The sequence below is a fragment of the Paenibacillus pedocola genome (assembly GCF_031599675.1).
Classification (GTDB): domain Bacteria; phylum Bacillota; class Bacilli; order Paenibacillales; family Paenibacillaceae; genus Paenibacillus_AQ; species Paenibacillus_AQ pedocola.
The window spans coordinates 4,631,450-4,646,098 of the sequence record NZ_CP134223.1; the positions used below are offsets into that span (position 1 = coordinate 4,631,450).

The window sequence follows — 14,649 nt, forward strand, 5'->3', positions numbered from 1 at the left end:
TCTACTGATCTTGAATCGGGCGCTGCTTCTTAATGAGCTGCCTTTTTGTCTGGAACAGGTGCAAAATGGGTCGTATCTTCGCCGCAGACCGGACAAACCCAATCCTCCGGCAGATCTTCAAAGGCTGTACCCGGTGCAACATCCTCATCCGGATCACCTAACGCCGGATCGTAAATATAACCACAAGGCAGACAAATGTATTTTTTCATAGAAGTCATCTCCTTCAATTTGTTCAATTAGTTCTGTAATCGGGCCTCTACTTCAGACATAATGCCCCCGGGAGTGCTATTCGCCAAGTCTATGCCTGTGAGGCTGATATTCTGCTCAATTGCGGATTTATAGGTTAATGAAGCTGCAGCACCTTCCCAGGAGATGGCCCCGGTTAACACGCTGTCCTTCACAAAAATTCTGGTGTACACGCCGTTAACTACTGCCGAAGCAGAATGGTCGCATTGACTCTCATCGGTGTTGCCGATGGAGAACAGCGAAATGCCAAAAGCATTGAACAACGTGACCGGCGTCGACTTGCGGTAAGTAGCGGGCTCCGGGGCAGCCATGTTGCCTCCGGCAACCTTCCCCTGCTCCATGGCCCCGCCCCATAAACCTTCGACCTGACCGTCCAATTCGGCAAGATCTCCGGCAGCGTATATATGAGGGGCACTTGTCTCCAAATGGGTGTTCACAACCACGCCGGAGCGAGTGCGGATCCCAGTTTCTTTTACAAGAGCAGTATTTGGAACGATACCTATGGAGTACACCACATGCTCGCAGGATATTTCCGCCATGTCATCAAGGGTCACGCCGGTAACAGCCTCTGTTCCATTAATTGAGGTTACTCCGCGATGAAGTTCAACCTGCACTCCGGCCTGCTCCAGGGTCAAACGCAGCTGCTCTGAGGAAGCTTCATCCAGCTGTCTGGCCATGAGCCGCGGGGCTGCTTCTACAATGATCACTTGATAGCCGGCTTCATGCAGTGCCCAGGCTGTCTCCAGCCCCTGAACCCCTCCGCCGATAACAACGATTCGTTGTCCGCTTGTGAGACTTGCTTTTAGCGCGTCGGCATCTCCTAATTCACGGATCGTGTGGACATTCTTCAGCCCGGCCCCATCCACCGTCAGCGCCCGGTTTCTCGCGCCCATGCAGAGCAGCAGCTTATGATATGAGGTCAGCTTACCGTCTGCGGTCTCCACCTGCTGCCGCTCCGGATGGATAGACAGGACACGGCTCGAGGTCTGAAGGGAGATCCGGTTGTCCCGGTACCACTTCTCCTTCTTGATCAGCACCTTCTCGCTGTGCAGGTCACTGAACAAACCTTTGGTCAGCTTGATCCGGTTGTAGGGCAGATGGCCCTCCTCGCCAAAGATAGTGATTTCCGACTCCGCATCCTGATCACGGATCGCCTTGGCGGCATGAACTGCCGCGACTCCGCTTCCGACAATGACGTAATGTTTAGACATATCAGTACCCCCTTAGAATGAGCTCAGCAGCAGATCGGAAACAAAATCAGCGGCATTTTTGATTTGCTGCGTCTTATCGGCATCTTTGGGTGAGAAGCGGACCCGGATAGGGAATTCCACATGCGTCATACCGGTTGATTTGATTACCTCGGAAGTACTTTGTACCGTCATATTGGTTCCGTTCAAATAATCCTGAATCACCTCAATGGCTTCACCGCTCCAGCCGTAAGAGCCAAATGCTGCTGCAAGCTTCCCTTCCAGATTCATTTGCTGCAGCTCTTTCAGCAGGGGCTCCAGGTTGCCGATCATGTCTGCATAACGTGTTGAGCTGCCGATAAAGACGGCATCCGCTGCGGTGATACTGTCCAGAATCTCTGACATACCGCTTTTATCCGCATCCCAGACTGCTGTTTCAATCCCGTTTGCCTGCAGGGTATTCTGCAGGATGCCGGCCATTTTTTTGGTGTTGTTTTTGAGTGTTGTGTACACGATGGCTGCTTTTTTACCCTGTGTCGTCTCACGGCTCAGCTCTGCGTACAAATCAATATATTTACGGACCTCTTCCCGGATAATAAATCCGTGCGAAGGGGCAATCATTTCGATATCCAGATCCTTCACGGCTTCAATCAGCGTTCTTACATATCTTCTGTGCGGATGGATAATGGCATTGTAGTAACCCTTGAAGTCCTCTGTAATGTCGAACCCGGCCTCATCGCTGAACAGCTTCCCGACAGCAACATGTGTGCTGAAGATATCGCAAGGGAACAGGATTTTGTCTTCCACACAATAAGTAATCATCGTCTCTGCGGTATGAAGGTACGGCGTTTCTTTGAACAGCAGCGTCTTGCCGCCAATGTCCAGCGTATCTCCATCCTTCACAACCAGGAAGTTACGGGCATGAAGCTTGTACATTTCCTGGAGCTCCGGCACAGCAATTTCTGTGCAGACAATCGTGGCGTTAGCCGCCCGGGAAGCCAGTGCAGCAAGTCCGCCGGAATGATCGGGTTCGGTATGGTTAATCACAATGTATGAAATGTCCAAAGGATCGATCAGCTTTTCCATCTGGTCCGCATATTCCCGGCCAAATTCCATATCCACGGTGTCGATAACGGTCGGCTTGCCGGTTTTCAGCAGGTATGAATTATAGGTGGTTCCTTTACTCAGTACAAGACGGTGGAAGGGAACCTCCCGGTTGTCGATTTTGCCTACCCAATACGTATCTTTTGCAATCTTAATTTCATTGTTGTTCATCTGTTTGCCCTCCTGATTGATAATGTTTATCAGCAACCTCATTCTATAATGGCCGCCAATTCAAAAGGAGGATTTGAATCAAATTTTGAAAGTTTCAAAAGCAGATGTTCATAACCTGAATATACACTATTCCTGAAATAGCGTTATGCGTCTGGTCACCTTATGCGCCTGAACATAAAAAGGGAGCAGCCTCATAAGTAGTTTTTCTACAAATGAGGCCGCTCCTGTTACTTGCAGACTTCTATATCCTTTAAACCTACTCGATCTTCCCGCCTTCTACCACCAGCTCATCAGTATAACCTTCACCATAAACTTCGTTCAAGGTTTCCTTGTAAGCCTGATGAATAAACTGCTCTTTGCCCAGCGTATCAAGCTCCGTATTGATCCAGTTCAGCAGTTCGGTGTTTCCCTTGGCCACCGCCGGTGCGATCGTATCCTGACCGCCAAAAGCAGGAATGCTCACCGTAAAGCCGGGATTCGATTTGGCCCAGGCGATCAGTTCGGTATTATCGTTCGCAATCGCTGCGCCGCGGCCGTCTTTAAGGGCGGAGAAGATTTCCGTGTATTGATCAAACTTCAGCAATTCAATATCCGGATACTCTTTGGTGAAATAAGTTTCAGCCGTTGTTCCTTTAGCTACGATCAGCTTCTGGCCTTTCGCTTTTAACTGGTCGATGGAAGTGATCGGCGCACTGTCAGGGGATACGATACCGAAGGACAGCTTCATGTAGGGACTGGCAAAATCCACTTTTTCCTTCCGCTCATCCGTAACCGTAAAGTTAGCCATAATGATATCCACTTTATTGGATTCGAGATAGGCTACACGGCTTGCCGCATCTACCAGCACAAATTCAGCCTTCGATTCGTCACCAAGCAGATCCTTAGCAAATCTTTTGGCAATATACACGTCAAATCCCTGATTCTTCCCTTCGGCATCCACATAGCCAAATGGCGGTTTATCGGCAAATACACCGATTCTGATCTTATCGTTTTTCTTCAGCTGTTCAATGGAAGCAAACTTGGAAGAACCCGAATTCGCTTCTCCGTTGTTACCTGAATTACCGCATGCTGTTAGTCCCACTAGTAACATGCTGGCCGCTAATAAACCCGTCAATATTTTTCTGCCTTTTCTCATCCTCTTCATCCCCAGTTTCTATAGTTTATTGTACTGAAATATATTGAGAAAGTGCTGTGCACGTTCTGTCGCAGGTTTAATGAAGAACTGCTCCGGCGGAGCAATTTCACAGATTTTGCCTTGATCCATAAACACGATGCGGTCACCCACCGATTTGGCGAACCCCATTTCATGCGTCACAATAATCATGGTCATGCCCTGTTTGGCCAGACCAAGAATCACATCCAGTACCTCCCGCACCATTTCGGGATCAAGCGAAGCTGTTACTTCATCAAATAAAATGATATCCGGATTCATGCATAGCGCTCTGACAATAGCGATCCGCTGCTTCTGGCCTCCCGACAGCTGGCGCGGATAATCTTTGGCACGGTCCAGCAAGCCGACCCGCTCAAGCAGCTGTTCCGCCTGCCGGAGTGCTTCTCCCCGCTCTCTCTTTTGTACCTTCAGGGGGCCAAGCAGAATATTCTCAATCACCGTCATGTGCGGGAACAGCTCGTAATTTTGAAATACCATTCCGATATGCTGGCGAACTTCCCGCCATTTTACATCCGCTTCAGCAAGATTCTGTTCCCGGTATAGTATATTTCCGCCCTGAACCGGCTCAAGACCGTTAAGACACCGCAGTAACGTGCTTTTCCCGCAGCCTGAGGGACCCAGAACTACAATCACCTCTCCTCTCTCCACCAGCAGATCAATGCCGCTTAGAACCTGCCTGTCTCCAAAAAATTTAGTAACCCCTTTTACTTCCAGCAAGGTTTCACCCGACTTTACCATTTGTGCTGTTCCTTCCTTATCTAATTTTGCCATTTGTGCTCGAATCTCTTGGACAGCCTGGACAATGGATAACATACGAGAAAATACAATATAAAGATAAAACCGTACACCCAAAACGAGGCATTAGGCGCTTTAATGACGCCAAGCTCAATAATCTGCTGTCCAATCTTCACGACTTCAATAACACCGATCAGGACAACGAGTGAGGTTGTCTTTACCATTCGGGTAGCCAGGTTAATAGAGCCTGGAAGCATCCGGCGTACAGCCTGCGGAATAAGAATATGCCGGTACAACTGTCCGCTGCTTAGTCCGAGCGCCTGTCCTGACTCCACTTGATGCTTAGGCATGGATTCCAGCGCCCCGCGTACAATATCCCCAATCTCTGCAGCCCCCCAAAGACTGAATACCAGAATCGCAGTGGCTTCCCCGCTGATGTCAATTTGAAGCAGAGGCGAGAAACTGAAATGCACCACATACAGCCAAACCAGGATCGGAATAATCCGGAAAGCTTCTAGGTACAGTCTTAATACCAACCTTAAGGGTTTGGAATCCAGGGTTCTGAGTAAGCCCATAATGATTCCTAATAGAGTACCGATCACGATAGAAATGAAAGATATCTCTATAGTAACCAGCAGCCCTCCCAGCAGACGTTCAAAATTCGATCCTTCAAACAAAACCTCAATTCCCAAATTCGGCATGCCGCACCTTCCTTTCCACCCAGCTCAGCAGCAGCGATAAAGGCAGGACCAGGACCAGATAAGCCAGTACCAGCAGCAGAAGCGATTCCGCTGTTTTGTAATGCATGCCGATCAAATCTTTGGCTACATTCATCAAATCCATCAAAGCGATGGCTCCGACAATGGAGGTTTCCTTCAGAAGAAAGATGGCGTTTGCTCCCAGCGACGGGATGCTGATGGCAAGCGCCTGCGGAAGAATAACGTATCTCGCCAGCTGTACCTTGCTAAGTCCAATGCTTAGACCCGACTCCAGCTGTGATTTGCCTACTGCCTCAATTCCGCTTCTGAAGGCTTCTGTCATATAGCTGCCGCCCAGAAAGGTCATGCCGACAATGGCACAGGTGAATTCGCTCAGCTGGATCCCTACTTTAGGCAACCCGTAGTACAGGAAGAACAGCTGAACCAGCAAGGGTGTATTTCTGGACAATTCGACATAGGCCCTAATGATGGCGCTAATACCTTTGACCTTATAGAACAGCACCAAACTGAATAAGAGCCCCAGAATGAGCGACAATAAAATTGCGATAACCGCTAATTTCACCGTCAGCCACATGGCATCACCATATAAGGGCAGACTTTCCATGATAAAATCCCAGTCTAAGTTCATTTGCACAACCTTCCATTTGCTTAAAATACCTAATTAAGAAACCATTTGATTGGTTTATTAGGCTGATTTTAGCCTAAAGCTCACATGGTATGATATGATTTAATTCACATTATTCCAACTAGTTAACTATACATTAAATCTATTCCTTAACTGGACGACAAATTGAATAGCAAAAAGGAGGGGCTTCTAAGCCCCTCCTTAATAATGCTGGCGCTGCCAGACACCTTTAGCCTGCAGTCCCCTGCACCAGCTGATTCTGATACATCTCGAAGTAAAATCCCTTGCGGGTCATTAGCTCTTCATGTGTTCCCCGCTCGGTAATCTCCCCGTTCTGGACAACGAGAATTGCATCCGCCTCGCGGATCGTACTGAGCCGGTGGGCAATAACGAAGCTGGTCCGCCCCTTCATCAGCGTCTTCATCGCTTCCTGGATATGCAGCTCTGTTCTCGTATCCACGTTGCTCGTTGCCTCATCCAGAATCAGAATGGCGGGACTGGCCAGCACAGCCCGGGCAATCGTCAGCAGCTGCCGTTGTCCCTGGCTTAAGTTCCCGCCTTCGGCGTTCAAGTACGTATCATAGCCGTCCGGCAGCTTCCGGATGAACACGTCGGCATTCGCGAGCCGTGCTGCTTCCTCGACTTCCCGGTCAGTAGCACCGAGGCGCCCGTAGCGGATGTTATCACGGATCGTCCCGGAGAATACATAAGCATCCTGCAGCACGAGACCGATCTGCTCTCTTAGTACCCTTTTGTCAAAATCATTAATATCTTCCCCGTCTATGAGAATCCGGCCCGACTGGATGTCATAGAACCGGGTCAACAGATTAATAATCGTGGTTTTCCCTGCACCTGTCGGACCTACGAGCGCCAGCACCTGGCCGGGCTGTGCATGCAGCGAGAGATTGTTCAGCACAGGCACATCCGGTTTATAGCCAAAGCCGACCTGCTCGAACACGACCTCGCCCCTGATACGCCGGTCCTCTCCGGTCTCTGACTCCTGCCCCATCTCGGGCTCCAGATCCATCACTTCAAATACGCGCTCTGCTCCGGCAATGGCGGATTGAAGCAGATTGTATTGATTGGCCAGCTGATTAATCGGCTGGCTGAACTGGGTGGAGTAATTCAAAAAGCTGACAATGATCCCGATAGTGATGAGTTCATGGTAGGCAAAAATGCCGCCGAATACCGCAATAACCACAAAAGTTAAATTGCGCATCGAGTTCATCAAAGGCCCGACGGAACCGGAAAGGCTCTGTGCCTTCACCCCGACTGCCCGCAATCGTTCATTGATTGCCCGGAATTGTTCAACCGACTCTGCTTCTCTACCGAACACTTTAATGACCTTCAGGCCTGAGATGTTCTCCTGCACGAATCCGTTCACTTCTCCAAGAAGATGCTGCTGCTCCGAGAAGAAGCGGCGGGTATGCTTAGTTATTTTTTTAATAGTGAACGTAATAACCGGAACGGTAAGAATCGTAATGAGCGTCATCCAGACACTTAGGCTGAGCATCATGACAAGGCTGCCCACCAGCATAAGAACGCTGGCAATCAGCTGGACAACGGTTTGATTCAGCGTATTCGAGACGTTGGAGATATCGTTGACCGCTCTGCTCATCAGCTCACCGTGCGTCCGTTGATCAAAGAACGACACCGGCAGCCGCTGATATTGCCCGAACAGATCCTGCCGCATATTCTGCACAGTATTCTGGGCCAGGCTTGAGGCCATGTACTGCTGGACCCAGGTGAAGAACGCGCCCAGCGCGTACACTCCGAACAGAATCAGCCCCATACGCACCATCCCGTCCCAGTGACCCGGAACAATATAGTCGTCGAACAGCTTGCCGATCATAAAGGGTCCGATGAGTGCAAGTCCGGTCGTTAAAACCGTACAAACAATAACCCAGAAGAGCGCCCACCGCTCCAGCCGCAGATAGCCGCCGATTCTCCGCAGCGTTCCGGCTGCATTCTTCGATCTTACCTTGGGTCCGCCCCCATGCATATGGCCCGATCCCGGACGGAAGCCCATCTGGTCGATTTTTTGCGGCATTGTACTCTGGCTGGAAGAATTGGAAGACGGATTACTAGCCGACATATGGCACCTCCTGCTTGCCAAATTGAGAGCGGTAGATCTCTTGATAAACCCCGCAGCTCTTCATTAATTCTTCATGAGTTCCTCTGCCTGCGACCGCGCCTTCATCAATGACAAGGATCTCCTGTGCGTCGACCACGGACGAAATCCGCTGGGCAATCAGGAACGTGATGGTGTCTTTCATGACATGGCTCAAGGCCGAGCGGAGCTGTCTCTCCGTCTTCGAATCGAGCGCACTCATGCTGTCATCCATAATTAGAATGGGCGGCTTAACGAGCAGCGCCCGGGCAATAGAGATCCGCTGCTTCTGTCCCCCTGACAGATTAACACCCTTCTGGCCCAGCATCGTATCATATCCTCCGGGCAGCCTGCTGATAAAATCATGTGCTTGTGCGGTCTTGGCCGCATCTTCAACTTCCGCTTGCGTAGCCTCCGGTTTGCCAAAAGCAATATTGTCGCGGATCGTTCCGGTGAACAGGAAGGATTCCTGAAGAATCATCCCGATCCGGCGTCTAAGTTCCAAGAGCGGAAGCCCGCGGATGTCCTGCCCGTCCATCTGTATGGAACCTGACGTTACATCATACAGCCGGGGAAGGAGCTGGACGAGCGATGTTTTGCCGGAGCCCGTAGCCCCGATAATAGCCACAGTCTCTCCGCGGCCCGCTTCAATGTTAATATTCTGCAGCACCAGATCCTTGGGATCAGACGATCCGTTATAGGAAAAACACACCTGCGAAAGCTTAACCTGCCGCCCAGGCAGGGAGAGGCCCTTCTGCGGTGCCGCATCTTCAATATGGGGCCGCGTTGCCAACACTTCCTGAATACGCTTCGCTGATACGCCCGCCTGCGAAACATTCATCAGCAGCGCGCTTACCATAATCAGGGAGGACAATACCTGAACAACGTAATTCACGAAGGCTACCAGATCCCCCGCCTGAACGGAACCTATAGACACCTGATTTCCGCCATACAACAGGACGGTAACCAGACAGGCATTCATGATAAGCGTCACGACCGGCGAGTTCAGCGCGATAAACCGCGCTGCCCGTATGGACACCTGCGTATATTCCAAGTTGACCTCGCGGAACCGCCGGGTTTCATAACCGGTCCGGACGAACGCTTTTACCACCCGGATGCCGGCCAGGTTTTCCTGAATTCTCGTATTCACAGCATCCAGCTTACTCTGCACCGTCGAGAAAATCGGCGTTGAGAAGCGGATCAATACGACTAGGACTGCAATCAGGACAATAAGTGTACCTAGCAGTATAAGCCCCAGTCTTAGATTAATGATCAGCGCCATGACCACACTGCCGATCAGCAGGCTCGGTGCCCGGACAAGACCTTGAAGCCCCAGCTGCAGCAGATTCTGTACTTGAACAACATCGCTGGTCATACGGGTCATAATCGATCCCGACTTGAAAGTATCCACATTCTCGAACGAGAAGGTCTGTACCTTCGTAAAAAGCGCCTCACGGATATCTGCACCGAAGTTCTGCGAGGCACGGCTGGCAAAAACATTGCACAAGACGCCTGTCACCAGGCCGAGCCCGGCCACCGCAAGCATCGTAAAGCCCGTCCGCTCAATCACACTGAAACTACGGTCCACGATCCCGAAATCGACGATATGTGCAGCCAAAGTAGGCTGAAGCAGATCAAAGAAGACCTCCATCATCATGAATATCGGGGCGAGAATCATAAATTTTAAATACGGCTTCAGATAGCTTCTTAATCCCCACATATTCAGTCCCCTTCTGTGTTCTCCGGCCTAGGCTCCTCAGCTTCTCTCCCGCGGAGTTCAAAGTGCCGGGTATATTCGTCAATGATCATTTCAACCGCCTTTAGCTCTCCGAGTAAAACAGGTTTAATCTCCTGATACTCCGGTGCCTCCACCTGCTGTCTCAACGTCGTCCGTTTGACCTCAAGCACGCTCAGGAATTCAAGCGCCCGCCCGCGGCGGAAGGTCTTCGCGCCAGGATGATGATGTGGCCCTTTAGGTCTGCCGTCACAGTTCCGTTCCCCTTTTTCAAATGGTTCCCTCATTATCCATCACTCCTTATGTATACAAATGTATACATAGTGATGCGGAATGTCAATGCTGTCTACCTGCAAACAATAAACGGCCGTTCCCGGTGAAAATACCGGAAACGGCCGCACTTCGTTTTATTTCATTTTATTGTGTATCAATATCCTGTGTTTCAAGGAAGTAAGCTTTAAGCCGCCGGGCCAGCTCGTCGTCCGGTAAAGGATTGCGGTGCGTATTTTCCAGATAAATATACTTTTCGGTCTCCGGCATCAGGTATTCTTTGTACCACAGGAAGAAATCGGGACTGTCACCGTTCATCCGCAGCACCCGTCTTAACGTATCCATATTCTGAACCGTGCTCTCGATGTTCGTCAGCCAGTCCGCCCGGTAGAAGCGGTCCCATTTCCCGTACTCGGAAGCTCTCAGCACATCAAGCCCCTCCCGGTACCTCCACATAGATTCTGAGGCATAGACAAAAGCCTGCGGATAGCGCTGACGGCTATATTCCCCGTAAGAACGGCACAGCCAGTAGAAGCCTTCACAGCCGGACAAATGAAGCGCACCGTGGAACCGGAGCTGGTCGGCGGCTCTGCGGCTGTCTTCCCCTTCAAGTCTCATGATGACTTCATCGCAGCGTTCAAGCCAGGCCCGCCACTTCCCGATGCCTGCTTCAAGCCGCTTCTCGAACCCCTTCACCTGCTCTGTAAAAGGTACGTCCCCCACCGCCCAAATCAGACCCGGGTCCGGCTCAGCTTCTTTATGCTGCAGCCAGTGGCTGATAATTCTCCTCGCCGGATGATGATGATACTCGTCTCCGGCCAGATCGTCGGCATTCGGCCCATAAGGAAGAGCGGCGGCAGAATAGCTGCGGTACAGCTCCTCCAGCTCTTCACGGCCGGATGAGTAATAACTGCCCACGAAATCACTCAAATGCTTATCTGTATCGATTTCACCTGCGGTCCACAGCTCCCGCAGAATATCAAGCGGATAGACATGAGGCCGGATATTCCCGCAATTGACCAGCACATATTCGTCAGTTCCCGCAGCAAAGGCTGTTTCCAGCTCCTGCTTCAGGAATGCGGCCGAACCCGGGAACATAGTCAAATGGTTAGATGCCTGCAAATCATGGAAGGTCACATGATAGTACAAGCCATGCTTACCCCCGTCGCCGTCAGCCGGCAAGGCAGGAATCCGCAGGTTCAGGTTATTATGTCTGCGTGAAACCATCCGGCCATAGCCGTTATCGGCCCATACCTGAATCACATCGTCCGGCAGATCTATGTACCCGCCTTTATACAGCTCTGAGATTTCGCCATACAGCGCTACACAGCAGACCGGGTTTTGAACCGCCGCACTGATCATGTCATACTGTCTGCGGATGACCTTGCTGATCATGGCCCCGCGCTTCTCAGACGTGTCGAAGGAAGGATCCTCGATCCAGAACGGCTTGTCTCCCTGGCCGCGGAACGACAGCACCCACAGCACGTTCATGTCCTTCTGCATCTCGATCGCTTCGAGCCACAGATTTTCGAACAGCTCCGGCTCACTTTGATAGCTGGCATGCTTGCCCGGGAAGGCACGCAGGAACATCTCGGCTCCGAGCGGCTCGGCATGATGATGCGTCACCCATAAGCCCATCTCAGATGCCAGCTTGTAGTGAATGCCGTCTCTGGGCAAATCAGTACCGGGAATAACCATGTTTCCGCCGCAGCGCAGTAGCGCTTCAAACACCGGTTCCCACACTTCTCCCGAAGGCGGATAAGACTCCTTCCAGCCGATCAGGCACACTTCATCATTGACGAACCAGCCCCGGTAACGGACCTTCGGCTGCGGAGCGTCATAATCTTCGCACCGGATACCGATTTCCTCCTGCCTTACAATCGTCTGGTCCATCCAGAACCAGAACGGCTGAATGCCCAAGTATCGTCGGCTGAACTCAAGTATGCCATAGACGATGCCCAGCTCATCACTGCCGATAATGTTCAGTTTTCTTCCGGCAACGCCTGCTTCAAAACGAAAACAGAACGCCTCCGGACGCGCTTCTAAGCGGTCCTGTTCTTCAGCCAGGCGGATATGCAGCTGCGCGGTTTCGGGTCCGTCTGTTACCCGTTCGGGCTCCGCGCCAAGAACGGCCTCCATATCTCTTGCGAGTATCCGGAGCGCATGCTTCACCGGTGAAGTTAGTACTGGCGGTACTTGTATAAGTACCCGTCCCCGAAGCCTCAATTGTTCATTGCCTTTATCACTCACTTGCCCATCATCCTTTCATCTTCATCATAGAATATCGAAACGTCACTCGCCTTAGACTCCCGGTATTGTCCGGGCGATAGGCCGACAATCTTCTTGAATACCCGGATAAAGGAGGTCGGATTGGCATAACCCAGCCTCTGCGAAATATTCTGTACCGTGTCATCCGTTTCCCGTAACATTTTCTTTGCATGCTCAATCCGCAGACCGATCAGAAAATCGCTGAAGTTCTGGCCGATGCTGTCTTTAAACAACTGGCTTAAGTATTTAGGTGGAATCTGAAACTTGTCGCTGAGCAGCGTAAGCGACAGATTAGGGTCCAGGAAGTGCTCAGCGACGAAATCACGGATTTCTCTCATGAGCGAATTGTACCGCCGGTTTTGCGAGAGTTCCCCCATCCGGCAGGACAGCCGGGTGATAACCGCAACAAAGTCCTGTTCCAGCCGGGCCAGTGTGTCCGATTGTTCCACAGAGCCCAGCAGATCCGGCTTAGCGTCCTGCAGCCAAGGGCCGGTGATTTCGGGAAGCGTCCGCTCCAGCTCATATTCCAGATGAAAAATGAGATAGTGCAGCAAACGGTCAACATCTTCTTTGCGCAGCCGGTGCACCGCCATTTCGCCAAACAGCCGTTTAAGCTCGTTCAGCCATTCGGGTTCTGACATCCGAAGCTGGCGGACAAGCGAGCGGATCATTTCCAGGTATACGAACCACTCGCCCTCCTTGTTCTCCTTCACCTCCACGGAGTCGATGACCCGGTTTAAGCCAAGCGATACTTTACGGCTTACCGCAGCCGCTGCCTCCTCGAACGAAAGGGCAATCGCGGGCTCATCGTTCACCGCTGTGCCGATGCCGATCGTAACGGTGAAATTGAGATGGCTTTCCACCCAGGAACGGATTTGCTCCGCGATTTGCAGCATCGCCTGCTCCAGTGCTCCGCCTGTCTCCTCCGCAAGCAGCAGCACCAGCTGGTTTTTCGTAATCCATTCGGCGACGATCCGCATGCCGCTCTGCTGAGACACCTCAATTGCAACGCTGCTGGTAATAAACTTGAACAAAGATTGATCGCTTTGACTATATTTCAGACAGAAATCCACATATTGATCCAGCTCAAGCAGGCCCACAATATAATGACCTCCGTTTAGTCCGAAGTGCTGCCTTTCCTGCTCCCACGCTTCACGGTCATCCTCATATTCACCCTTCAGCAGCGACTGCAAAAACTGCTGTCTCCGGATCACCAGGTGTTCCTGCTGCTGCTCCTGAAAGGCCATATTATTCGTGATCAGACGTTCGATCGCCTGATCGATAAAGGCAAATTCCTTCTGCTTAATTTTGGAATCCAGGGGTTTGACTGCCGCGGAGAAACGTTCAATCCGGTGGAGGATGGATTCAATCGGTTTATAGTTCCGGCGGGTCACGTAGAACATAGAGCCGATCGCGAAGGCGATCGCCCCCAGACCCAGCATGATCCAGGCGGTGCTGCCGTGAAACAGCACATCCAGCAGCTGGCCGCCTCTGATGCCGACCCGGTACGTCCAGCCCGTATAATCCGACACGATATCCACACTCAGCCTGTTCTTTGAAGACGTGGATTCACTCTCCGCGAAAAAGGCCTGTCCCTTTGCGTCATATAGCTGGGCCTCGGTAATTGTATAGTCAATCGCCTGGCCGATATACGAATACAGTGAAGAAGTTTTGACGTTAATAATCAGATATCCGAGACTGCCGGAATTGCGGGGGATTTTGAAGCCCAGCGAGGTAACATTCACCTTCGCATCGCCAGGTTTCCCCTCGCTCTCCTTCAGCCGTGGTGAAGACCAGACTCCCGTATACGCCTGCTGCAGCGCGCTGCGAATATAGCTCTGGTCGGGGAATTGATCCAAGGAGCGGATGGTGCTCTGGTCGAGCACCATCCCATCCCTGGCCCGGTACAGGTAGACCGAATCGATCAGCCCGGAGCGGATCATAAGCGTGCTGAGGATGTTGGAGGCGTCGAAATCGAGGGCACGGTCAGATGACGTGTCCAGAAATTGCTGCAGCGTACCTCCGGTTTCAATCGCCTGCTGCGCCTCAAAGGAGATACTCTTGAGGGAAGTGTCGGTCATATTAACTACATATTTCGCCGTCAGGCGGTTAGCCTGAATAGCATTGTTAACATTGAACTGATTCATGATGGAGAAGAAGATGAAAGTCAGAATGCTGATCGTGACGAACAGAATAGGCAGGTATGATAGGAGCATCCTCATAATATAGTTGTTGTTGACTTTCATTCTTCTTCGCATCCTTTGTACATCGAAATATCGGCAAACCCCATATAGAACTATGGGGTTTG

The 14,649-nt window shown here is 51.3% G+C and carries 12 protein-coding genes; all 12 read right to left on the reverse strand.

Annotation, left to right across the window (positions count from 1 at the left end; all coding sequences use genetic code 11):
* Positions 1-29: 29 nt before the first annotated feature.
* Positions 30-209: a rubredoxin gene (rd, locus tag QU597_RS20640; RefSeq protein ID WP_310829627.1), complete on the reverse strand. Its 180-nt coding sequence runs from the start codon at positions 207-209 to the stop codon at positions 30-32.
* A 27-nt stretch (positions 210-236) separates the two neighbouring features.
* Entirely contained in the window at positions 237-1,457 is a 1,221-nt protein-coding gene (locus tag QU597_RS20645) for an NAD(P)/FAD-dependent oxidoreductase (protein ID WP_310829628.1), read from the reverse strand.
* Positions 1,458-1,469: 12 nt separating this feature from the next.
* Entirely contained in the window at positions 1,470-2,708 is a 1,239-nt protein-coding gene (locus QU597_RS20650) for an FprA family A-type flavoprotein (protein WP_310829629.1), read from the reverse strand.
* Between the two features lie 256 nt (positions 2,709-2,964).
* Positions 2,965-3,843: a cysteine ABC transporter substrate-binding protein gene (locus tag QU597_RS20655; RefSeq protein WP_310829630.1), complete on the reverse strand. Its 879-nt coding sequence runs from the start codon at positions 3,841-3,843 to the stop codon at positions 2,965-2,967.
* Between the two features lie 18 nt (positions 3,844-3,861).
* Positions 3,862-4,650: an amino acid ABC transporter ATP-binding protein gene (locus QU597_RS20660; protein ID WP_370656203.1), complete on the reverse strand. Its 789-nt coding sequence runs from the start codon at positions 4,648-4,650 to the stop codon at positions 3,862-3,864.
* On the reverse strand, positions 4,638-5,315 hold the full coding sequence (locus QU597_RS20665; RefSeq protein ID WP_310829631.1) for an amino acid ABC transporter permease: 678 nt from the start codon (positions 5,313-5,315) through the stop codon (positions 4,638-4,640). The genes QU597_RS20660 and QU597_RS20665 overlap by 13 nt, the downstream gene beginning before the upstream one ends.
* Entirely contained in the window at positions 5,296-5,961 is a 666-nt protein-coding gene (locus QU597_RS20670; protein WP_310829632.1) for an amino acid ABC transporter permease, read from the reverse strand. The genes QU597_RS20665 and QU597_RS20670 overlap by 20 nt, the downstream gene beginning before the upstream one ends.
* A gap of 226 nt (positions 5,962-6,187) precedes the next feature.
* Positions 6,188-8,053: an ABC transporter ATP-binding protein gene (locus QU597_RS20675; RefSeq protein WP_310829633.1), complete on the reverse strand. Its 1,866-nt coding sequence runs from the start codon at positions 8,051-8,053 to the stop codon at positions 6,188-6,190.
* On the reverse strand, positions 8,043-9,788 hold the full coding sequence (locus QU597_RS20680) for an ABC transporter ATP-binding protein (RefSeq protein WP_310829634.1): 1,746 nt from the start codon (positions 9,786-9,788) through the stop codon (positions 8,043-8,045). The genes QU597_RS20675 and QU597_RS20680 overlap by 11 nt, the downstream gene beginning before the upstream one ends.
* A gap of 2 nt (positions 9,789-9,790) precedes the next feature.
* A complete protein-coding gene (locus QU597_RS20685; protein ID WP_310829635.1) occupies positions 9,791-10,090 on the reverse strand; it encodes a hypothetical protein in 300 nt (99 codons plus the stop codon).
* Between the two features lie 130 nt (positions 10,091-10,220).
* Entirely contained in the window at positions 10,221-12,323 is a 2,103-nt protein-coding gene (locus QU597_RS20690) for a glycosyl hydrolase 115 family protein (protein WP_310829636.1), read from the reverse strand.
* Positions 12,320-14,587 carry a helix-turn-helix domain-containing protein gene (locus QU597_RS20695; protein WP_310829637.1) on the reverse strand — a complete coding sequence of 756 codons (2,268 nt, stop codon included), beginning with the start codon at positions 14,585-14,587 and terminating at the stop codon, positions 12,320-12,322. The genes QU597_RS20690 and QU597_RS20695 overlap by 4 nt, the downstream gene beginning before the upstream one ends.
* Positions 14,588-14,649 lie beyond the last annotated feature (62 nt).